Genomic DNA, 19,565 nt, shown 5'->3' on the forward strand with positions numbered 1-19,565 from the left:
CGGCGCAGAACTTCTGTCGGAAATCGCTGGCGCATTATTCTGAGCTGCCGCATTCCCCGGCGACTGTCACGGAATGGATCCTAGGGTCTCTGCGACGTCGCTTCGCGACTGCTCCGCCCTAGGACGACGACGGCGAGACTCAATGATCCCTGGGGCGTCTTGCCTCGAATTCGGCCTTCTTGGCATCGGAGGCGTCGGTCTGGTTGAGCGCCTGCCATTCGGCATAGGGCATGCCGTAGATGATCTCGCGCGACTGGTCCTTGCTGAGATCGACGCCTTCGGCTTCCGCGGCGTCGCGATACCAGTTGGAGAGGCAGTTGCGGCAGAAGCCGGCGAGGTTCATCAGGTCGATGTTCTGCACGTCCGTGCGTTCGCGCAGATGCGCCACCAGCCGGCGGAAGGCGGCGGCTTCGAAATCGCGTTTTTGCTCGTCGCTGAGTTCGGTCATGTGTTCTTGGCCTCCCTGGGCCTCCTTAGAGCGGCCCGGTGCGCGAGCCGAATCGTCTGACCTGATGTATATCGGGACGGCGGTTGATCGCGTCAACGATCGGCGTCAGCCGTTCGGCCCAGGCGACCGCATCCTGCCGATCGGCGATCAGGTCCTGACGGATCTCGATCAGCGCATGGGCAAAGCCGTTGACGATGGCATGTCTGAACATGGTGTCGCCGCGCAGCGCGCCGTCATAGGGCTCGTTGTCGCCGACGATAAGGCTTCTGTCCTCGGCGAGCATGTCGATCAAAGGGCGCGCCACCCGGTCGTCGCGATCCCACAAGATGCCAACATGCCAAGGGCGCACGAATCCCTGCATGAACGGGGTGAAGGAATGCACCGACAAGATAAAGGGGGCGCTTGCGCAAGCCTGCGCCACCGAGGCGATCATGGCCCCGACCGCATCGTGATAGGGTCGATAGAAGCGGTCGAGCCGCCTTTCACGTTCTTTCAGAGCAAGTGGATAATTTCCCGAAATGACGGTGCCGTCATAGAGTTGGCGGATCAGCGTCGGATCGTCCTCGCCGCGATTGGGGTCGATCAGAAGCCGCGAAAAGTTGGCGAGTACTGCCGGCACGCCGAGCAACGCGGCCAGTTCGCGCGTCACCGTCTCGACACCGATGTCGTAGGCGATATGGCGGTCGAATTCCGCCGCCGGCAGGCCGAGGCTGCCATACTCTTCCGGCAGGTCGCGACGGGCATGGTCGGCCAGGAGCACGATGCCTCGCTTGCGGTCGCCTTCGACGATGTCGAAAGGCGTGAAAACTGTGGATCGGGTCATCGGCGGGAAATGGTCTGTTCGCTGGCTTTCGGGGAGGATGGTATCGTCATTCCACGAAGGGGATGATTTCGCAATGCCGTCGTTTGGCCACGGTTTCTGCGGAAATCTGGCAGAAGGCGACAGACGGTGCGCTAGAGGCCTTTCTAAATCGATTGGAATTGAGCAAAAGGGCGCGTTGACATGCGCCCGGACTTTTCCGAAAAGGGGCGTTGAGAGATGCAAATGTGGTTCTTGAGAGGTTTCAGGATGGGTCCCGCCGGCAGGCCGCGTGTGCGCTATGCCTTCGCCATGCCGTTCCTGACCTTCGCCGTGGGGCTCGCCGCGATGGTAGCTGCCTCGCCGGCGCGCGCCGACTTCCGCGTCTGCAACGCCACGCAGAACCTGGTCGGCGTTGGCATCGGCTATCGCGCCAAGGCCGGCTGGATCACTGAAGGCTGGTGGCACATCGAGGGATCGAGCTGCAAGACGTTGATCGAGGGCCCGCTGTCATCAAGATTTTACTATCTTTATGCAGAAGACGCCGAGCGCGGCGGGCGCTGGGATGGTCCGATCAACATGTGCGTGGCCGAAAAAGAGTTCAAGATCGCCGGCGTTAGCGATTGCGTCGCCCGCGGCTTCCAGCGCGCCGGATTCCAGGAATATGACACGGGCGAGCAGGCAAGCTGGATGGTCCAGCTGACCGATGACCCCGCAACGGGGGGCGTTCCAGCCGCCCCGGGAACAAACAGTCAATGAGACGCAGCCGCAAGGTAAAGATACTCGCCACCATCGGTCCGGCCTCCTCCTCCGAGGACATGCTGAAGAAGCTTTTCGAAGCCGGCGCCGACGTGTTTCGCATCAATATGAGCCACACCGATCATGAATTGATGCGCACACTTGTCGGTCGCATCCGCACCGTCGAGACAGCGGTCGGCCGGCCGATCGGCATTCTCGCCGACCTGCAGGGACCCAAGCTGCGGGTCGGCAAGTTTGCCAACGGCAAGGAGACGCTGACACTCGGCCAGACCTTCACGCTCGACGACAATCCCGAGCCCGGCAACTCGACCAGGGTCTATCTGCCCCATCCGGAAATCCTGAGATCGGTCGAGGCCGGTCACCGTCTCTTGATCGACGACGGCAAGCTCGAGCTGAAGGCGGTGAAGAGTGACGGAGAGGCGATCGTCTGCACCGTCGTCGCCGGCACCAGCATCTCCGACAAGAAGGGCGTCAGCCTGCCCGACACCGAGCTGCCGGTCGGCGCGCTGACCGAAAAGGACCGCAGCGATCTCGATGCTGTGCTGGCGACCGGCGTCGACTGGGTGGCGCTGTCGTTCGTGCAGCGGCCCGAGGATCTGGCGGAAGCGCGCAAGATCGCGCGCGGCCGGGCACTGATCATGGCCAAGATCGAAAAGCCGCAGGCAGTCGCCAGGCTGGCCGAGATCATCGAACTTTCGGACGCACTGATGGTTGCCCGCGGCGATCTCGGCGTCGAAATGCCGCTCGAAGCCGTGCCCGGCATCCAGAAGCAGATCACCCGCGCCGCGCGCCGCGCCGGCAAGCCGGTGGTGATCGCCACGCAGATGCTGGAATCGATGATCACCGCGCCGGTGCCGACCCGCGCCGAGGTGTCGGACGTCTCGATCGCCGTGTTCGAAGGCGCCGACGCGGTCATGCTTTCGGCCGAATCCGCGGCTGGCGCCTACCCGGTCGAGGCGGTGGCGATGATGAACCGCATCGCCAGCAAGGTCGAAACCGACCCGACCTATGCCGGCATCATCAACGCGCAGCGCTCGGAGCCGGAAGCGACCGGCGCCGACGCCATTTCGCTCGCCGCCCGCGAAATCGCCGAGACGCTGAAACTGTCGGCGATCATCAGCTATACGGCGTCGGGCACGACCGGCCTGCGCGCCGCGCGCGAGCGGCCGCAGGTGCCGATCGTCGCGCTTTCGCCGATCGTCAACACGGCGCGGCGGCTGTCGCTTTTGTGGGGCACGCATTGCGTCGTCTCGCCCGACGCCATCGACCTCGACGATATGGTCGACCGCGCCTGCCGCATCGCTTTGGATGAAGGGTTCGGCAAGCCCGGCGACCGGGTCATCATCACGGCCGGCGTGCCGTTGAGGACGCCCGGCTCCACCAACATGCTGCGCATCGCCTATGTCGGATCCGACGTGCAGGCCCGCCGCTAGGCCGCTCAGCCTTCAGCGAGGTTGCTCTAAGTTGGCGCGAGTTCGGCTTCCGGCGCTGTGATGTCGGCGCATTTGCCGGCGCCGTAGGTGTCGCCGGCAATCCTGATTTCCACCGCCTTCGCCATTGCCTGAATGTCCACGTCCCTGCCGGCGACCTTTTCGATCGCGCCGACAACGAGATCGGGTGCTATCCAGTCCGGCTTGTGGCCGAGATTGTGGACCCAGACTAGCTCGGCCCCAGCGATATCGCGGACGAGGCCGACCGAATGGATCGTTGCATAGACCACCTTGTCGCGGTCGCCCGAGATGACCACAGTCGGAGCCTTGATATCGCGGTAGTGCGGTGCGGCATCGAGCGTGTAGCGATAAAGCCCTGCGACATCGCTGGCGTTGGAACGAAAGGCGTTCGGCCGAAGCACCAGTGGGATCGCGACCTCGGCGACATAGAAGTCCGGCACCTTGTTGGGGGCAAAGACGCAGGCGGTGGCGGCATTCATCTGCAGCGTTCCCGACGGATAGGTCAGTGTTTCGGAAAAAAGCCGGCCGACGATCGGAATGGTCGTCAAATTGTAGTACCAGGCGGTCGCGCCGCCCGGCCAGGGATGGGTGGCAGGCGCCATGAACACCAGGCCGAGCGTCTTGTCGGGATGCTCGCGGCCGAAGGCCGTGGTCACCGAGCCGCCGAAGGAATGGCCGGCGATGATGGCTTTCCTGATGCCGAGATGGTCCATCAGTGCTGCGATGGTGCTGGCCTGTGCCGATGGGGTCTCGTTGTTGCCGGGGCCGCGCGCCGACCAGCCTGCACCCGGGCGGTCGAAGAATAGCATCTCGGCACGGCCTTCCAGCAACGGCCTCAACGGCAGCATCTGATCCCTGAGATTGGCACTGGCGCCGTGGATAAAGACAATTGGCGGCAGGTCGGCGTTTTCCCGCGCCGGAACGTGAACGTAGTGGATGCGGGCACCGTTTACATCCGCGAAGTCGCCGATCGGCGGATTGCGGCGCTCGATCAGCCATGAACCGGCGCGGGTGACACCTGCAAGGGTGAACACAAGCGCGAGGAGGAAGGCGAGCGCGGCGTAGATCGGGTTCATGCGGAGAGCTACGGACCGGAGGGAAATTAGTTCACTGTCCAGCTAAAAGATTTTTCGCTCAAGTGGAATTGCCCGCCAACCATCACTGATGGTTGGCGGGCAATCTCGGCGTCGAAATGCGCCTGGGCCGGCATTATCAGTTTCCAGGCCGGATGCACTCGGCGGATTATCTCCGGCGGCATCCGGATTTGAGGCGGGTCGTAGGTCCCATTGTACTTGAGCTTGAAGTCGGTTGAGGTAGTCTCTTCGAGGGAAAGAGGAGGTGATCCAATGTGGACTCGCACCGATCTTCTGAAGCTCCTCGGCATTGAGCACCCGATAATCCAGGCTCCGATGAGCAGTATCAGCATGCCGGAACTGGCGGCGGCAGTCAGCAATGCCGGAGCGCTTGGCTCGCTCGGATGTGGCATTCTGCCAGGGGCGGCCATTCGGGAGCAGCTCACGGCGACACAGCGCGCTACCAATGGCCCGATCAATGTAAACTTCTTTGCGCACCCGGTGCCAGTCCACGATGATGAGGCGGCCCAATACATGCGCGATCGCCTTCAAGGCTACTACGACGAGGTCGGCCTCGGGCCGGTACTCCAGCCGGGCGAGCCCTTTCCCAGCTTCGATCAAGAGCGCCTGGGCGTTGTGCTTGAACTGCGCCCAAAGGTGGTCAGCTTCCACTTTGGCCTGCCCGACATCAAAATTGTTCAGCTGCTGAAAGAGGCCGGCTGTGTTCTGTTGTGCTCGGCCACCACCGTTTCTGAAGCGCGGCAGCTTGAGGCGGCGGGGGTGGACGCTATCATCGCTCAGGGATACGAAGCCGGTGGCCATCGCGGCACATTCACCGGCGACCCTGCTATCGGCACAGTCGGCACGATTGCGCTGGTGCCGCAGATCGTTGATGCCGTGCGCGTGCCTGTGATTGCAGCCGGCGGTATCTTCGACGGTCGCGGCATTGCTGCCAGCTTTGCACTCGGTGCATCAGGTGTGCAGATCGGCACGGCCTTCCTGGCGTGCCCCGAGGCCAATGTGCAGCCGGCCTATCGCGCGGCGTTGCGCTCGGCCACTGACGAGAGCACGTCGGTGACCCGCTGCTTCACTGGCCGGCCGGCGCGCGTGGTGCGCAACCGGTTTGTGATGGAGATGGCCGGCGAGGAAGATGCCGCGCTGGCGTTTCCGTTGCAGGCGAGCCTGGTCTTGCCGCTGTCAATGGCAGCGGATGAAAGCAGGCGGGCTGATTTCCTGCCCATTTGGGCCGGGCAGGGTGTTGCGAGGTTGCGGGAGATGCCGGCAAAAGCCCTTGTGGAGAAACTCGTCGCGGAAGCTGGTTCATATCGGCACTGACAATGCCACCTGCGGAAGAGACATCGGTAGCTGGAAACGTGGTATGCGCCCTTGAATTGGGGCCGACGCGACAGTCTCACCAGACTTTCGGTCTCGACGCTGCTGGCATCATATCCCTTCGCCGGCAAGTTCTTCCGAAAGCGTACCGACCTGATCCTGGGCGCTGCGCATCATCGGGTAGATGGTGAGCACACGCTGCCAGGCTTCCAGCGCCGACTGCTTGTGGCCGGTTACCGCCATGATCTGCGCCAGGCCGGACAGCGCGCCAAAATGGCGCGGCTCGAGCTGCAGCGTGCGGTCGATGTCCGCCATCGATTTCCCAAAGTTATTCATCATGAAATGTACAGTGGCGCGCCGGTTCCAGCCTTCGGCATAGGCCGGTTGCAACGTCACCACCTGGTCGAGGAAGTCGAGCGCCACGTCGAACTTCTTGTCTTCGGCCGCTTTTTGCGACCATTGCATCATCAGGTCGATCGAGGCGCTGCCGGATTGCGACCACTCGTGCGAGATGCGCGCCGCGATGCGCTCGGCGGCTTTTTCATTGCGCTCGCGCTTCAGGTCGACAAACAGCTGGTCGAGCCTTGCCTCCCTGGTGGTGGCAACCGGAGGGGTGACCGGGTCTTGCGCTCGAGCCGGAAGCGGGGCGAAACCGAGAAGAAAAAGCGCCGCCAAGAATGCAAAAAGAATCCGCATGACCGGAATCTAACCCCGGACAGCGGATCGTCAAACTGAATTTAGCGTGAGAGGCCGGCAGGCCGGCAAATTACATCATGCAGGCGCCGAGGCAGGCGCCTCCACGCGAAAAGACTCAGCCCTGGCGCGCCTTGTAGCGCGGAGCGGTCTTGTTGATGATGTATACGCGGCCCTTGCGGCGAACCAGCTGGTTGTCGCGGTGACGCGCCTTGAGCGCCTTGAGCGAATTCTTGATCTTCATGGTCTTGCCCGTCGGTCTGGGCCCGCTTGGGCCGAATTATTAAGGCGCGCTCGGAAAGCGCGCCTCTCAACTTGTGCGTGGCTCATAAACGAGGAGCCTTGCCCGTGTCAACCAAGCATGTGGCGGAGTTTGAGTTTCTGCCCTACCGACGGCATTGGAGCGGCGCTGTCCAACAGCCTCAACGGTGGCGGCTCATTCGCGTAAAATGGCCCATCTTGCGGCCGGGGCGCGCCTCGGCCTTGCCGTAGAGATGCAGCATCAGATCGGGCTCGGCGAGCAGAGCCGGGACGCGCAGGACGTCGTCGCCGATCAGGTTTTCCATGACGCAGTCAAAATGGCGGCCGGGGTTTCCCAGCGGCAGTCCCGCGACGGCGCGAATGTGCTGCTCGAACTGCGAGACGATGCAGGCGGCTTCCGTCCAGTGGCCGGAATTGTGAACGCGCGGCGCGATCTCATTGGCCAGCAGCGCGCCGTCGGCAAGCACAAAGAACTCGATGCCGATGACGCCGACATAATCGAGCGCGGCAAGTATCTCTGCTGCCGCCGCCTGCGCTGCAGCGGCGGTTTCGGACTCTATCCCGGCCGGCAGGGTCGAGCTGTGCAGGATGCCGTCGCGGTGGACGTTTTCTGCCGGATCGTAGGCGGCGAGCGAACCGTCCATGCCGCGCGCCGCGATCACCGAGATCTCGCGTTCGAAGGCGACGAAGGATTCGAGGATCAGCGGCACGTTGCCCATCGCCTCGCAGGTGCCGGCAAAGCCGCCCGTTTCCATGTTGCGGAAGACGCGCTGGCCCTTGCCGTCATAGCCCATGCGTCGCGTCTTCAATATGCAGCTGCCGTCGAATTTTTTCAGCGCCGCCGTCAATTCGTCGTCATTGTCGACGGGGCAGAAATCCGCGGTGGGAATGCCGATGCCGTTGAGGAATTTCTTCTCCGCCACCCGGTCCTGCGCCACTTCCAGCGCGCGCGCCGGCGGGTAGACGGGGACCGTGACGGCAAGCGCGCTGGCGGCCATGACCGGAACGTTCTCGAACTCGTAGGTGACGACGGCGCTGACTGCAGCCAGTTCGGCGAGCGCGGCCGTGTCGTCATAAGCGGCAGTGATCTGCCGGTTGGCGACCTGTGCCGCCGGACAATCCGGCTGCGGCTCCAGCACGACCGTGCGGTAGCCGAGGCGCGCCGCGGCCATCGCCAGCATGCGGCCGAGCTGGCCGCCGCCGATGATGCCGATGGTCGATCCGGCGGCCAGGCTCATGGCGTGTCCGTGGGCTCGGCGGCGACCTTGGCGGTCTGGGCGGCGCGCCAGGCATCGAGCCGGGCGGCGAGCTTTTCGTCGGTCAGCGCCAGCACGGCCGCGGCCAGAAGGGCGGCATTGGTGGCGCCCGCCTTGCCGATGGCCAGCGTGCCGACCGGAATGCCGGCCGGCATCTGCACGATGGAGAGCAGCGAGTCCTGTCCGGAAAGCGCCTTCGACTCCACCGGCACGCCAAAAACCGGGAGCGGCGTCATCGCCGCCGTCATGCCGGGCAGGTGCGCCGCACCGCCGGCGCCGGCGATGATCACCCGAAAGCCGGCCGCCTTGGCGCCCTTGGCGAAGTCATAGAGCCGGTCGGGGGTGCGGTGGGCCGAGACGATCAGCCGCTTGTGCGCGATGCCCAGCGCCTCCAGCGTTTCGGCGGCGTGGCGCATCGTCGCCCAGTCGGACTGGCTGCCCATGATGATGGCGACGTCGGCGCGGTGATCGTCCAAGCTTCTGCTCCCGGCGGCAAAGGCGCGCCTTAGCGGAATTCGAGATCGACGGCAAGGAGACCATGCCCCGGCGCAGCATTCGGGCGCATGGCGCCATGTTACCTAATCCGGCCAGCGCAAGGCGCCGGCGCTATCCTTGCGGGCCGACTTCATCGCATCAGCGGGACGATCGGCCGCGCTCAACACCGCCCGCAGGCGTTCGGCGACGATTTCCGCCTCGCCGGGATGAAGGTTGCACGGATCGAGGAAGAAGTGACCGCGCTCGACCTCGTGGTTGCGCACGATTATGGGCGGCGTGCCGGCCGCCAGCGCCGAGGCAAAACCGGCGGCGGTGAACCTGCTCTCAGCCGCAACTAACACCTGCAGGCGGTCGAGCGGATTGCCGGTCGGATCGGGAATGATATGCGCGGCGATACCGGGCAGCCCCTGCAATGCGTCTTTCCACAAATCGAGCGCTGCTGCTTCCCGCTTGCGGATGCCAACATGGTCGCGTCGCTCCCAGGCCTCCAGCGCGGCCATGGTGCCGGCGATGCTTTCCTTGCCGACCTTCATCGCCCGCGCAACGCCACGGTTCTGCAGATAGGCGGCCCGCACCAGATCCTTGCGCCCGGTGACGATGCCGCTTGTCGGTCCCGAGAGGAATTTGTGGCCGCTGTAGACGACGATGTCGGCGCCGCGTGCGAGAAAGCCGCGCAAATCGTACTCGGAGGCGGCGTCGACGATCACCGGGACGCCCTTGGCGTGGCAGATCTCGCAGAACTCCTCCAGCGAGAGCATGCCGTATTGCACCGTGTGATGGGCAACGACATAGAGACCTGCCGCGGTGCGGTCGCGGATCGCCTCGCGCACATGATAATCCTGCGTCACGCTGACCGTACCGGCGGGTACGGTCCTGGCCCCGGCCAGCCGGATCGACTGGTCGATCGGCGCGCCGTAATTGACGATGTGGCCGAGTTGGACGATGACCTCGGTCTTGAGGCCCTCGGTGTCGTCCGGCAGCCGCTCGATCGCCAGAAGGTTGGTGCCGGTCATTGTGCCTGCAATGGCCATGGTGATGCCGCTGGCGCAGCAAGCGGTGATGAAGCCGGCCTCACCGCCGGTGAGGCGCGCGACGACCGTGCTTGCGGCGCGCTGCAGATCGTCCATCTCCACCCACTGCGAGGCGATATCCGACATCGCGGCGATCGCTTCCGGGACGATGATCGAGGCGCCGAGCGCCGTCATCGTGCCGGAAACGTTGATGATCGGACGAAGGCCGAGCCGTTCGCGGATTGTCGTGTTGGAGCCGTTTGCGGAATAGGCTTTCATTTCTAGAGGTCCCATTGGTAGATTTCAGGCGGCGATCTCGACGACCGCCTCGATTTCCACGGTGATGTTGCCCGGCAGCGAACCGACACCGATCGCCGAACGGGCGTGCCCGCCGATACTATCAAAGACAGCGGCGAAAAGATCGGAACAGCCATTCACCACCTTCGGATGGTCGCCGAAGGTCGGGATGGCGTTGACGAAGCCAAGCAGCTTGACGATGCGCACGATCCGGCCGAGGTCGCCTGCCGCAGCGTGCATGACCGCGAGCAGGTTCAGGCCGGTGAGACGGGCATGCTTGTAAGCCTCTTCAACCGTGACGTCCTCGCCGACCTTGCCGGTGCAAAGAGTGCCGTCGGCGCGCAGCGGCCCTTGGCCGGAGAGGAAGATCAGCCGTCCGCTTTCGGCGTGGGTGACGAAGTTGGCGATCGGCGCCGGCGCTTCGGGCAGCGTCAGGCCCAATTCGGCGAGCCGGATGTAAGGCGTCATGAAAGGGCTCCTTGCGACAGCTTTCGCCGTCCGATGTCAGAAATGCGAGGCGCGAAACCGCGCCAGGAAGCTGCGGAGACGCTCGTTGTCGATCTCCGCGCCCAGAATCTCGGCAGGCGGGCCTGCGGCGCTGACGCCGCCGTCTGCCATGAAGACGATGCGGCTCGAAGCGTCGCGGGCAAAGGCCATCTCGTGCGTGACCATCACCATCGTCATGCCGTCCTCGGCCAGGCTGCGCACGACCTCGAGCACCTCGCCGACGAGTTCCGGATCGAGCGCGGAGGTTATCTCGTCGAGAAGCAGGATTTTCGGCTCCATCGCCACAGCGCGGGCGATGCCGACGCGCTGCTGCTGGCCGCCGGAAAGCTCGGCCGGCAGGCTGTCGGCCTTGTGGGCAAGGCCGACCCGGCCGAGCCAGTGCTCGGCGATGCCGCGGGCCTCGGTACTGCTCTTGCCGCGCACCTTGCGCAGGCCAAGCATGATGTTGCCGGCCGCCGTCAGATGCGGAAACAGATTGAAGCTCTGGAACACCATTCCGGTCTCGGCCCGCATCTTCGCCAGGTCGCGCTCGCTGCGGCGCTGGCGTGTTCCCGTCCCGCGGTAGCCGACCTCCCTGCCGTCGATGCGGATGGAGCCGCTGTCGTAGCTCTCCAGGAAGTTGACGCAGCGCAGCAGCGTGGTCTTGCCGCTGCCGGAAGGCCCGATGACAGTCACCACCTCGCCGCGCGTCACCTGCAGGCTGACGGAGCGCAGGACCGCGACGGATCCGAACGATTTGGAAACCTCGCAGACATCGAGAAGCGCCGGACTGGCGGGCGTGGCGATGGGCATCTTGCTATTCCCGGATGAAGGAGAAACGCCGCTCCAACCGTCGGCTGGCCAGGGAGAGCGCGTAATTGACGGCGAAATAGATGACCGCCCCGAGGATGTAGAGCGGCATCGCTTCGTAGGTGCGGCCGATGACCTGGTTGATGGCGTGCATCAGGTCGGTGATGCCGAGCAGCGAGACCAGCGCGCTGCCCTTCACCGCATCGGTGACGCCATTGATCCATGGCGGCAGGAAACGCCTGAACGCTTGCGGGAAGATGACGTAGGCCAGTCGCTGGCGAAAGGTCAGTCCGATCGCCATCGCCGCTTCGGACTGCCCCTTCGGTATGGAACCGACCGCGCCGCGCAGATACTCGATGACCTGCGCCGTCTTGAACAGGGTGAGCGCCAGTACGGCTGCCCAGAAGGATTCCAGATGGAGGCCGATGGCAGGCAGGCCGTAATAGACGAAGAAGATGAGCACCAGGATCGGAATGCCGCGTATGGTATCGCTGAAAATGCGCACCGGCCAGCGCAGCGGAGCCGGGCCATAGACAAGGCCGACGCCCATCATCACGCCGGCGACGAGCGACAACACCACGACCAGCAGCGACACCCATAGCGTCACGGCAAAACCCTGGGCCAGGAAGGGCAAGGCATAGGCGATCTGGCCAAGCATCCTAGTGCGCCGCCCTGAACCGGCGCTCGACAAGCCGAAGCGCAAAAAGAAGCGCGTAGCCCGTCAGGAGATACATCGCCGTCACCACAAGGTAGACCTCGACGATGCGGAAGGTGTTGAAGTTGATCCACTGGGCGCCGTAGGTGAGCTCGGGCACCGAAATGACCGAGGCAACGGACGTGTCCTTGAACAGCGACAGGAACGTGTTGGAAAGCGCGGGCAGCGTTATGCGCAGCATCGTCGGCAGGCGCACATGAACCAGCCTTTGCCATGGCGTCAGGCCGATCGCCTTGCCGGCGTCGAGCTGCCCGCGCGGTACCGCTTCGAGCCCCGAGCGGAACACCTCGACCAGATAAGCGCCGCTATAGAGCGACAGCGTGGCAATGAACGATGTTTGCGCGCTGTAGGCGATGTCGACCACCGTCGGCAGGCCGTAGAAGACGAGATAGACGAGCAGGATCAGCGGCACGTTGCGGATGAACTCGACATAGGCGGCGATGACGGTCCGCACCGCACGCCCGGCCGACACGTACCAGACCGCCAGAAGCAGTCCTATGAGGATGCCGATCGCGATGGAGATCACGGCCAGCTCGAGGCTGAGCAGCAGCCCGCCCCAAAGCTTGTCGAAATGCCGCCAGATCAGGTTGAAGTTCAGGGTATAGCCCATGTGTCCCTGTCATTATCAAGGGCTGTCGACGATAAGCCGGCGGAAGGGCGCAAGCCCTTCCGCCGGCCTGCATCAGATGACCGGGAAGCCGGGATGGCGCGCCGGCGGCTCCTGTCCAAAATAGTCCTTGAATGCAGCGTCGTAGAGCGCCGTCTCATGGCCGAACATGGCGGTGGTGAAGGTCGTGTTGACGAAAGTCAGCCAGTCGAGGTCGCCTTGCCGAAGTGCGGCGCCGTAAAGCATCGAGAACCAGCTCTTGCCGGCATCGAAATATTTGTCCGGATTGCGCGAGGCGAGCCAGCGAACCGTCGACAGATCGACGGCGGCGGCATCGACGCGCTTCGATTCCAATGCCTGCAGCACGTTGGCCTGCGTGTCTATCTGCATCACCTGCGCCTCCGGCAGGACGACGTGCACATTCGCCTCGGCATCGACATTCTGCAGGATGGAAACCCGCGTCGCCGAACCGCCGGCAAGCAGCTTGTCGAAGGTTTTGTTTTCGGCGTTCGGAAGGGTCAGCAAGGCGATGCCTTCGACGTAATAGGGCCGGGAGAAGTGGATCAGCTGCGAGCGCTGGGCGGTCATGGTCATGAACTGGATCGAAATGTCGACCTTGTTGGTGGTCACGTTCGGAATGCGCTGGGCCGGATCCTGCATGACGAACTCGACCTTGGTCGTATCGTCGAAAAGTCCCTTGGCAAGAATGCGCCCCATGGTGATGTCCATGCCGACCAGTTCGCCGGCATCGTTTTCGAAGTGCCAGGGCGCGTTGGTGCTGCCGGTGCCGACGATCACCTTGCCGCGATCGAGAACGGTGCGCAGCAGGCTGTCCGGCGCCGCTTGCGCCGCCGCCTTCTGAACATCAACTGTTGCGGCTGCGCCCACCACTCCGGCCGTTGCAAGCCCGGCCAGTTTCAGAAAATCACGTCTTTTGGATGTGTCGTTCACGGCGACCTCCTTTTCGTGTTGTGTTCCCCTTTGCCGATACATGCATCCGTAAGCTGGCATCAGTAATCTGCCGGATTGTATCTTACAAAAGACACATGTATCCTGTACAAGACAGATACTAACATCAGGAATCAGCAATGCAAGATGGCAATGCCTTGGCAGTTCGGGCGGACGACGGTCCGGACGAAGACAGGATTGCGGGCTCCCGCGAAAAGGGTCTCAACCGGGTGCTCCATATCCTGGAGTTTCTTCACGCGAACCAGCGAGCGATCGGGATTGGCGATCTCGCCAAGGGCGTGAATGCGCCGCGCTCGACGATCTACACGCTGGTGCGCTCGCTCGTGGATGCGGGCCTGCTGGAAATGGCCGGCGACGGTAACCGGGTCTATTTCGGGAAGAAGCTTTATCTCTACGGAATGGACTATGTGCGCGGCAACGACCTGCTCAGGCGAGGGCGTCAGGAAGTCGACACTCTTTCGCGCGAGACGGGCGAGACCTCCGAATTGTGCATGCTGCAAAACGGCCGCTACACGATTGTCCATGCCAGTCCGGGCACCAGGCCGTTCCGGATCAGTTCGGCCACCGGTCTGCAGATTCCGCTTCCCTGGACCGCATCCGGGCGCCTGCTTCTCGCCGGTTTCGAACGGGCCGTGATCGAAGACATGGTGTCCGAAGACGATCTCGTCCTGCCGGACGGCCGCAGATTGTTGCTGGACGACTTCATAGAAGATATCGCTACAGCCGAGGCTGCCGGCTACTGTGTGACCGCCGGTCTTGTCGACGCCTATACGAAGTGCCTTGCCGCGCCGGTCTTTTCAGCTGCCGGCAAGGTCGGGGCGACGATATGCCTGGTGGTTCCCATCGACACTTCCGAGGAGAAGACCGGCGATCTCATCGCCCTGCTGCGCGAACGCGCCGCGAGGCTTTCGATCACGGGATGAACAGGATTTGCCGCGACTGGGTTTCGCTCACGCGATGATGTCGGGGATGATCCGGTCTTCCAGCGCCATCAGCCGGTCTTTCAGGAAAAGCTTTTTCTTCTTCATGCGCTGGATCTGCAGAGGGTCGCAGTTCATGGCGATCATCGCGTTGATGGCCGCGTCGAAATCGGCGTGCTCCTGCTTCAGCCGAGAATATTCTAGGCGGATATCAGCCTGTTCCTGTTCGGACATTATCTACCGTCTGCACGTCTGCGGCGCCCAAAAATGGGCCTGATTGGGCGAGGCCGGAGGTATCTCGCACCGGCGCGCAGCCAATACCACATTTCGTATTGTCGTGGAATGCTACCACGCAGCATTCGACATCGATGCCCGATAGTGGCACACTGTCATTATGCCGTCACAGAAGCGAAATTGCGGTGGGACGCGCCTTGACGGCTGCAATCGAGGAAAACCATGAAAGGGAGAACCAATCATGTCTCTTGCATCCCATCTTGATGAGCTGCAGCGGAAACACGGCGACATCGAACGCGAAATCGATGATGCGATGAACCATCCATCGGTCGACGACCTCGAAATCGTGAATCTCAAGCGGCGCAAGCTGGCGCTCAAGGACGAGATTGAGAAACTGAAGGCGAAGCCGAAACCCACCACGCACTGACGCTCATCTGCGGCGCTGCGCGTCTTTTGGACGCGCAAAGGGCGCTGTCGTGCTTCTGATGTTGGCGCATGCCCTTTCCGAAAATTCTTTCGGTTTCGGGGTTATGCGGGGACAGTGCGCGCTTTGCGCGACCATCTTCTCCGGCGGCAATCAATGCCGCCGGGGCGGTTCCTTATTTGTCCGGCGGTTCGATTTGACAGGTTTGCCTGCCCGTCGCCATTGACAAGCCATGTTTGCTCCTCCACCTCATGCCGGGACCTTCTATAGCGCCGCGCCTCTTTTCGGACGCGCAATGGACGCTGTATTTTGATTTTTTGCGCAGATTGTTTCCGGAAACCAATCCCGGAATTCGGCGCTAACAAAGGGCAGCCGGCCATGACCGGATATTTTTCTTCACCCTTCCCGCGCCGCAAGTCTGTCGGTGTCGACGTCGGCGGCGTGATGGTCGGCGGCGGCGCCCCTGTCGTCGTTCAGTCGATGACCAACACCGACACCGCCGATGTCGACCAGACAGTCGCTCAAGTTGCGGCACTGCACCGCGCCGGCTCCGAGATCGTGCGCATCACCGTCGACCGCGACGAGAGTGCCGCCGCCGTGCCCGCCATCCGCGAGCGGCTCGAACGGCTCGGTATCAATGTGCCGCTGGTCGGCGATTTCCACTATATCGGCCACAAGCTGCTCGCCGACCACCCGGCTTGCGCCGAGGCGCTGGCCAAATACCGCATCAATCCCGGCAATGTCGGCTTCAAGGACAAGAAGGACCGGCAGTTCGCGGCGATCGTCGAGATGGCGATCCGGTACGACAAGCCGGTGCGCATCGGCGTCAACTGGGGGTCGCTCGACCAGGAGCTTTTGACCAGGCTGATGGACGACAACCAGCGCCAGGGCTTTCCGCTAACCGCGCAGGAGGTAACGCGCGAGGCGATCGTGCAGTCGGCGATCCTTTCGGCCGAAATGGCCGAGGAGATCGGCCTTGGCCGCGAGAAGATCATCCTGTCGGCCAAGGTCAGCGGCGTGCAGGATCTGATCGCGGTCTACACCGAGCTTGCCACCCGCTCCAACCACGCGCTGCATCTCGGCCTCACCGAGGCCGGCATGGGTTCGAAAGGCATCGTCGCCTCGTCGGCGGCGATGGGCATTCTGCTCCAGCAAGGCATCGGCGACACGATCCGCATCTCGCTGACGCCGGAGCCGAACGGTGACCGCACCCGCGAGGTGCAAGTGTCGCAGGAACTCCTGCAGACCATGGGGTTCCGGCAGTTCGTGCCGATCGTCGCCGCCTGCCCCGGCTGCGGCCGCACCACCTCTACCGTGTTCCAGGAACTCGCGCAGAACATCCAGGCGGATCTGCGCAAGAACATGCCGGTGTGGCGTGAAAAATACCCCGGCGTCGAAAACCTCAAAGTCGCGGTGATGGGCTGCATCGTCAACGGTCCGGGTGAATCCAAACATGCCGATATCGGCATTTCGCTGCCCGGCACCGGCGAGACGCCGACGGCGCCGGTATTCGTCGACGGCAGGAAGGCCGCGACGCTGCGCGGGCCTTCGATCGCCGCCGACTTCGAGAAAATGGTCGCCGACTATATCGAGCAGCGGTTTGGGCAACCTGGCAAGGCTGCGGCGGAGTAGGTCGATGCGGCGCTTCCCTTGGGCGACGCCGATTTTGCTTGCTGGATTGGTTTTGCTTGGTGGGCTGGGCTGGGCGACAGCCGTCCACGCCGATCCGCCGCGCCCCGCCAAGCAGCGGCTGCTCGACCGTGTTTGCAATCTGATCGAGGCGCATGCCGATCAAAACGGACTGCCCAAGGATTTCTTTGCCCGGCTCATCTGGAAGGAAAGCCGCTTCGATCCCAATGCGGTCAGTCCGGTCGGCGCCGAAGGCATAGCCCAGTTCATGCCGGGCACCGCCAAGCTACGCGGTCTCGCCAATTCCTTCGACATCGAGCAGGCGATTCCGGCCTCGGCAAAATATCTCGCCGAGATGAGAACCGGCTTTGGCAATCTGGGCCTGGCCGCCGCCGCCTACAATGCCGGCGAAAGCCGGGTATCGCGCTGGCTGAGTTCCGGCGGCTTCCTGCCGATGGAGACCGAAAACTACGTTCTGGACATCATGGGCGAGCCGGCCGACAGGTTCACCGACACTGCCTATGCCGGCAGCATCCAGCCGCTCGACAAGAAAGCGAGCTTCGCGGTCTCCTGCCGCAGGCTGCCGGTCATCAAGTCCCAAACCGTGGCCATGGCGTCGATCAACGTCAAGCCGTGGGGCGTGCAGGTGGCCGGCAATTTTCGCCGCGCCGCCGCACTCAATCAATGGAATGGTGTGAAGCGCCGGTTTCCGGCCTTGCTTGGGGGACATGATCCGGTCGTCAGCCGGGTGCGCACGCCGATCGGCAGGCGCGGCATTTATGCAGTCCGGATCGGCGCCGACTCCAAAGCCAAGGCCGACACCATCTGCCGGAAACTGCAAAGCGTCGGCGGTGCATGCATTGTGGTGCGGAACCGGTGATGGGTGCCGACTGATTTTTCCGACAAACCATCAAAGTTGCGCTTTTATTCCACGAATTCTGCTGGTCCACCGCTTCAGCTACGGCTTACCATGACCGACCGTCTCTACAGCGATCCCGATCTCGTCCAGTTCTACGATATCGAGAATGAAGGCGGCGTGGATTTCGATTATTGCGTCGGCTTCGCCAGGGACGCCGGCTCGGTTCTCGATCTTGGCTGCGGCACCGGACAGTTGGCCGCCGCGCTCGCCGATCGGCGCAGCGTGACCGGCGTCGATCCCGCGCCGGCGATGCTCGATATCGCGCGCCGCAGAGCCGGCGGGCAGAGGGTCGACTGGGTCGGGGCCGATGCGCGCAACGTCCGGCTTGGACGACGCTTCGATCTGGTGATGTTGACCGGGCACGCCTTCCAGGTGTTTCTGACGCCGGAAGATCGAGAGGCGGTGCTTGCCACGATCGCGGCTCATCTGGCGCCCGATGGGCGCTTCATCTTCGACACGCGAAATCCAGCGACCGAGGAATGGCTAGCTAGAGTGGACGCCGGAAAAATCCGAACGGGACCTGAGTCATCCCGGATTGGGTGGGGTAAGAGCGTGGAACGATTTCCGCCGCGATCCGCTACCGGTGTCGTCACCTACTCCACCCACTATGAAATCTCCGTAAGCGGGCGGGTGCTCAGCGCCGAATCGAAAATCGCCTTCCCGGCAAAGGAAAGCCTTGCGCAGATGCTGGACCAGACCGGGCTGGCCGTCGAAGAATGGCTCGGCAACTGGCGTGGCGAGCCACACGCTCCAACATCGCCAGAAATCATTCCGATCGGCCGGCTGCGCTAGCCCGGACAATTGCTTCGCCTTGCGCGTTTTCCCATTCCTTGACGTGACCGATCGAGCGCACGGATAAGCCAAAGACACCACCGCCCAATTGCGGCGCTGCGCTCACGACGTGCCCACCGATGCAGCTCGTGAGCATCTCGCAGGTTTACGTGTTCCGATCCCATGGCACCTCCTCTCCAGCATTTTGCATGCTGAAGAGGAAAACATATTATGGTTCGCATCTGCCGATAATCGGTGATAGTTTCCGTTCATCTGTGACGAATTGGAATAGATATCATCGACCGGCAAGAGACGATGGCTGTGTTCCTGGCGGTTGTCGAGGAAGGCGACTTCTCGGCAGCGGCACGCCGGCTGCGGATGACACCTTCGGCGGTCAGCAAAATCATCGGTCGGCTTGAGTCCCGCCTTGGCGTACGCTTGCTGCAGCGCTCGACGCGACGCATCAGCCTGACGGCGGAAGGCAGCACCTATGCCGATAGTGCACGCCGCATCCTGAACGACATCAAAGAGGCTGAAATCGCGGTTCAACCCGGAGCAGAACCGCGTGGCCGGCTGCGCGTCAGTCTTCCAAGCGCCTTCGGACATCGCTTGATCGTGCCAATGTTGCCGGCCTTCATCGATCGCCACCCGGCTATCGAGCTCGAGCTGATGTTCACAGATGCGATTGTCGACCTGCTTGCTGAGGCAACCGACGTCGCCGTGCGCGTTGCCGCACACAGCGATTCCAGGCTGGTGGTGCGGCGGCTGGCGCCCAATCGCCGTGTCATTTGCGCATCACCTCGATATCTCGAAAGACATGGCATGCCGACAACGCCAGACGACCTTCAAGCTCATATCTGTCTTGGCGTCACAGCACGCGGCGGTCTCAATATCTGGGAGTTCGATGGCCCGGACGGTCTGCAGAGCATGCGTATCCGCAGCCCGATAGAGGCCAACAGCACCGAAGCGCTACGCCGGCTTGCGCTCGCCGGTATAGGCATCATCCGCATGTCGGAAATATTGGTCGGGCCGGATATCAAGGCAGGCAGACTGACCGCGCTGCTCACCGGATACAATCATCCTGACGGAGCGCCAATCTGCGCTGTCTATCCGCCCGGCCGAATTCTGTCGCCGCGCGTGCGCGTGTTCGTGGATTTCCTGGCCGAACAGTTCGCCAACCCTCCTTGGCTACACGGCGCGCCATAGG

General features: G+C 63.0%; 23 protein-coding genes. 9 read left to right on the forward strand and 14 right to left on the reverse strand.

Features of this window, described 5'->3' with window-relative positions; all coding sequences use genetic code 11:
- Window positions 1–139 precede the first annotated feature (139 nt).
- Together JG739_RS05625 and JG739_RS05630 are read right to left on the reverse strand one after the other, a co-directional pair.
- Window positions 140–448, reverse strand: coding sequence for a DUF1244 domain-containing protein (locus JG739_RS05625; protein ID WP_202365622.1), 309 nt, complete (start codon window positions 446–448; stop codon window positions 140–142).
- 25 nt (window positions 449–473) lie between these two features.
- Window positions 474–1,271, reverse strand: a complete 798-nt coding sequence (locus tag JG739_RS05630) for an N-formylglutamate amidohydrolase (protein WP_202365623.1) — start codon at window positions 1,269–1,271, stop codon at window positions 474–476.
- Window positions 1,272–1,517: 246 nt separating this feature from the next.
- On the opposite strand from JG739_RS05630, the gene JG739_RS05635 reads away from it, so the two are divergent.
- The gene (locus JG739_RS05635; protein WP_202367351.1) at window positions 1,518–2,006 is read left to right on the forward strand and encodes a DUF1036 domain-containing protein; all 489 of its coding nucleotides are present in this window, start codon (window positions 1,518–1,520) and stop codon (window positions 2,004–2,006) included.
- Window positions 2,003–3,439 (forward strand): pyruvate kinase, encoded by a 1,437-nt coding sequence (gene pyk / locus JG739_RS05640; RefSeq protein WP_202365624.1) that lies wholly within the window; start codon window positions 2,003–2,005, stop codon window positions 3,437–3,439. The genes JG739_RS05635 and pyk overlap by 4 nt, the downstream gene beginning before the upstream one ends.
- Before the next feature lie 26 nt (window positions 3,440–3,465).
- Here pyk and JG739_RS05645 read toward each other — a convergent pair whose 3' ends face one another.
- Window positions 3,466–4,533 (reverse strand): alpha/beta fold hydrolase, encoded by a 1,068-nt coding sequence (locus tag JG739_RS05645; RefSeq protein WP_202365625.1) that lies wholly within the window; start codon window positions 4,531–4,533, stop codon window positions 3,466–3,468.
- 270 nt (window positions 4,534–4,803) lie between these two features.
- On the opposite strand from JG739_RS05645, the gene JG739_RS05650 reads away from it, so the two are divergent.
- Window positions 4,804–5,865, forward strand: a complete 1,062-nt coding sequence (locus JG739_RS05650; RefSeq protein ID WP_202365626.1) for an NAD(P)H-dependent flavin oxidoreductase — start codon at window positions 4,804–4,806, stop codon at window positions 5,863–5,865.
- Between the two features lie 108 nt (window positions 5,866–5,973).
- Here the strand turns inward: JG739_RS05650 and JG739_RS05655 are convergent, their stop codons facing one another.
- The 10 genes from JG739_RS05655 to JG739_RS05700 all read right to left on the reverse strand — a co-directional run bounded on the left by JG739_RS05655 (window position 5,974) and on the right by JG739_RS05700 (window position 13,443).
- Complete coding sequence (locus tag JG739_RS05655) at window positions 5,974–6,558, reverse strand: tetratricopeptide repeat protein (protein WP_202365627.1); 585 nt, start codon at window positions 6,556–6,558, stop codon at window positions 5,974–5,976.
- Window positions 6,559–6,673: 115 nt separating this feature from the next.
- Window positions 6,674–6,799: a type B 50S ribosomal protein L36 gene (gene ykgO, locus JG739_RS05660; RefSeq protein ID WP_006327841.1), complete on the reverse strand. Its 126-nt coding sequence runs from the start codon at window positions 6,797–6,799 to the stop codon at window positions 6,674–6,676.
- Window positions 6,800–6,977: 178 nt separating this feature from the next.
- Window positions 6,978–8,054 (reverse strand): 5-(carboxyamino)imidazole ribonucleotide synthase, encoded by a 1,077-nt coding sequence (locus JG739_RS05665; protein ID WP_202365628.1) that lies wholly within the window; start codon window positions 8,052–8,054, stop codon window positions 6,978–6,980.
- Complete coding sequence (gene purE / locus JG739_RS05670; protein ID WP_202365629.1) at window positions 8,051–8,548, reverse strand: 5-(carboxyamino)imidazole ribonucleotide mutase; 498 nt, start codon at window positions 8,546–8,548, stop codon at window positions 8,051–8,053. The genes JG739_RS05665 and purE overlap by 4 nt, the downstream gene beginning before the upstream one ends.
- Window positions 8,549–8,650: 102 nt before the next feature.
- Complete coding sequence (locus tag JG739_RS05675; protein WP_202365630.1) at window positions 8,651–9,856, reverse strand: aminotransferase class V-fold PLP-dependent enzyme; 1,206 nt, start codon at window positions 9,854–9,856, stop codon at window positions 8,651–8,653.
- Between the two features lie 24 nt (window positions 9,857–9,880).
- The gene (locus JG739_RS05680; protein ID WP_202365631.1) at window positions 9,881–10,342 is read right to left on the reverse strand and encodes a RidA family protein; all 462 of its coding nucleotides are present in this window, start codon (window positions 10,340–10,342) and stop codon (window positions 9,881–9,883) included.
- 36 nt (window positions 10,343–10,378) lie between these two features.
- The gene (locus JG739_RS05685) at window positions 10,379–11,173 is read right to left on the reverse strand and encodes an amino acid ABC transporter ATP-binding protein (protein WP_202365632.1); all 795 of its coding nucleotides are present in this window, start codon (window positions 11,171–11,173) and stop codon (window positions 10,379–10,381) included.
- Between the two features lie 4 nt (window positions 11,174–11,177).
- The gene (locus JG739_RS05690) at window positions 11,178–11,828 is read right to left on the reverse strand and encodes an amino acid ABC transporter permease (RefSeq protein WP_202365633.1); all 651 of its coding nucleotides are present in this window, start codon (window positions 11,826–11,828) and stop codon (window positions 11,178–11,180) included.
- A gap of 1 nt (window position 11,829) precedes the next feature.
- Window positions 11,830–12,495 carry an amino acid ABC transporter permease gene (locus JG739_RS05695; protein WP_023797032.1) on the reverse strand — a complete coding sequence of 222 codons (666 nt, stop codon included), beginning with the start codon at window positions 12,493–12,495 and terminating at the stop codon, window positions 11,830–11,832.
- A gap of 72 nt (window positions 12,496–12,567) precedes the next feature.
- Window positions 12,568–13,443 carry a transporter substrate-binding domain-containing protein gene (locus JG739_RS05700; protein WP_202365634.1) on the reverse strand — a complete coding sequence of 292 codons (876 nt, stop codon included), beginning with the start codon at window positions 13,441–13,443 and terminating at the stop codon, window positions 12,568–12,570.
- Window positions 13,444–13,580: 137 nt separating this feature from the next.
- Here JG739_RS05700 and JG739_RS05705 point away from each other — a divergent pair, with 137 nt between their 5' ends.
- The gene (locus JG739_RS05705; RefSeq protein WP_202365635.1) at window positions 13,581–14,384 is read left to right on the forward strand and encodes an IclR family transcriptional regulator; all 804 of its coding nucleotides are present in this window, start codon (window positions 13,581–13,583) and stop codon (window positions 14,382–14,384) included.
- 27 nt (window positions 14,385–14,411) lie between these two features.
- Here the strand turns inward: JG739_RS05705 and JG739_RS05710 are convergent, their stop codons facing one another.
- Window positions 14,412–14,615, reverse strand: coding sequence for a YdcH family protein (locus JG739_RS05710; RefSeq protein ID WP_077380473.1), 204 nt, complete (start codon window positions 14,613–14,615; stop codon window positions 14,412–14,414).
- A gap of 241 nt (window positions 14,616–14,856) precedes the next feature.
- Between JG739_RS05710 and JG739_RS05715 the strand changes: the two genes are divergently transcribed.
- The 5 genes from JG739_RS05715 to JG739_RS05735 all read left to right on the forward strand — a co-directional run bounded on the left by JG739_RS05715 (window position 14,857) and on the right by JG739_RS05735 (window position 19,564).
- Entirely contained in the window at window positions 14,857–15,042 is a 186-nt protein-coding gene (locus JG739_RS05715; protein WP_023797036.1) for a YdcH family protein, read from the forward strand.
- A 375-nt stretch (window positions 15,043–15,417) separates the two neighbouring features.
- Window positions 15,418–16,671, forward strand: coding sequence for a flavodoxin-dependent (E)-4-hydroxy-3-methylbut-2-enyl-diphosphate synthase (ispG, locus tag JG739_RS05720; protein WP_202365636.1), 1,254 nt, complete (start codon window positions 15,418–15,420; stop codon window positions 16,669–16,671).
- A gap of 4 nt (window positions 16,672–16,675) precedes the next feature.
- A complete protein-coding gene (locus JG739_RS05725) occupies window positions 16,676–17,548 on the forward strand; it encodes a lytic transglycosylase domain-containing protein (protein WP_202365637.1) in 873 nt (290 codons plus the stop codon).
- Window positions 17,549–17,638: 90 nt separating this feature from the next.
- Window positions 17,639–18,379 (forward strand): class I SAM-dependent methyltransferase, encoded by a 741-nt coding sequence (locus JG739_RS05730; protein WP_244749712.1) that lies wholly within the window; start codon window positions 17,639–17,641, stop codon window positions 18,377–18,379.
- Window positions 18,380–18,673: 294 nt separating this feature from the next.
- Window positions 18,674–19,564: a LysR family transcriptional regulator gene (locus tag JG739_RS05735; RefSeq protein ID WP_244749714.1), complete on the forward strand. Its 891-nt coding sequence runs from the start codon at window positions 18,674–18,676 to the stop codon at window positions 19,562–19,564.
- The last annotated feature ends 1 nt before the right edge of the window (window position 19,565 follow it).

The sequence above is a fragment of the Mesorhizobium sp. L-2-11 genome (genome assembly GCF_016756595.1).
Lineage (GTDB): Bacteria > Pseudomonadota > Alphaproteobacteria > Rhizobiales > Rhizobiaceae > Mesorhizobium.

Excerpts from the sequence above, each read along its gene's own strand:
- JG739_RS05625 (WP_202365622.1), bottom strand. The coding sequence starts at position 448 with ATGACCGAACTCAGCGACGAGCAAAAACGCGATTTCGAAGCCGCCGCC.
- JG739_RS05630 (WP_202365623.1), bottom strand. The coding sequence starts at position 1,271 with ATGACCCGATCCACAGTTTTCACGCCTTTCGACATCGTCGAAGGCGAC.
- JG739_RS05635 (WP_202367351.1), top strand. The coding sequence starts at position 1,518 with ATGGGTCCCGCCGGCAGGCCGCGTGTGCGCTATGCCTTCGCCATGCCG.
- pyk (WP_202365624.1), top strand. The coding sequence starts at position 2,003 with ATGAGACGCAGCCGCAAGGTAAAGATACTCGCCACCATCGGTCCGGCC.
- JG739_RS05645 (WP_202365625.1), bottom strand. The coding sequence starts at position 4,533 with ATGAACCCGATCTACGCCGCGCTCGCCTTCCTCCTCGCGCTTGTGTTC.
- JG739_RS05650 (WP_202365626.1), top strand. The coding sequence starts at position 4,804 with ATGTGGACTCGCACCGATCTTCTGAAGCTCCTCGGCATTGAGCACCCG.
- JG739_RS05655 (WP_202365627.1), bottom strand. The coding sequence starts at position 6,558 with ATGCGGATTCTTTTTGCATTCTTGGCGGCGCTTTTTCTTCTCGGTTTC.
- ykgO (WP_006327841.1), bottom strand. The coding sequence starts at position 6,799 with ATGAAGATCAAGAATTCGCTCAAGGCGCTCAAGGCGCGTCACCGCGAC.
- JG739_RS05665 (WP_202365628.1), bottom strand. The coding sequence starts at position 8,054 with ATGAGCCTGGCCGCCGGATCGACCATCGGCATCATCGGCGGCGGCCAG.
- JG739_RS05675 (WP_202365630.1), bottom strand. The coding sequence starts at position 9,856 with ATGAAAGCCTATTCCGCAAACGGCTCCAACACGACAATCCGCGAACGG.
- JG739_RS05680 (WP_202365631.1), bottom strand. The coding sequence starts at position 10,342 with ATGACGCCTTACATCCGGCTCGCCGAATTGGGCCTGACGCTGCCCGAA.
- JG739_RS05685 (WP_202365632.1), bottom strand. The coding sequence starts at position 11,173 with ATGCCCATCGCCACGCCCGCCAGTCCGGCGCTTCTCGATGTCTGCGAG.
- JG739_RS05690 (WP_202365633.1), bottom strand. The coding sequence starts at position 11,828 with ATGCTTGGCCAGATCGCCTATGCCTTGCCCTTCCTGGCCCAGGGTTTT.
- JG739_RS05695 (WP_023797032.1), bottom strand. The coding sequence starts at position 12,495 with ATGGGCTATACCCTGAACTTCAACCTGATCTGGCGGCATTTCGACAAG.
- JG739_RS05705 (WP_202365635.1), top strand. The coding sequence starts at position 13,581 with ATGCAAGATGGCAATGCCTTGGCAGTTCGGGCGGACGACGGTCCGGAC.
- JG739_RS05710 (WP_077380473.1), bottom strand. The coding sequence starts at position 14,615 with ATGTCCGAACAGGAACAGGCTGATATCCGCCTAGAATATTCTCGGCTG.
- JG739_RS05715 (WP_023797036.1), top strand. The coding sequence starts at position 14,857 with ATGTCTCTTGCATCCCATCTTGATGAGCTGCAGCGGAAACACGGCGAC.
- ispG (WP_202365636.1), top strand. The coding sequence starts at position 15,418 with ATGACCGGATATTTTTCTTCACCCTTCCCGCGCCGCAAGTCTGTCGGT.
- JG739_RS05725 (WP_202365637.1), top strand. The coding sequence starts at position 16,676 with ATGCGGCGCTTCCCTTGGGCGACGCCGATTTTGCTTGCTGGATTGGTT.
- JG739_RS05730 (WP_244749712.1), top strand. The coding sequence starts at position 17,639 with ATGACCGACCGTCTCTACAGCGATCCCGATCTCGTCCAGTTCTACGAT.
- JG739_RS05735 (WP_244749714.1), top strand. The coding sequence starts at position 18,674 with ATGGCTGTGTTCCTGGCGGTTGTCGAGGAAGGCGACTTCTCGGCAGCG.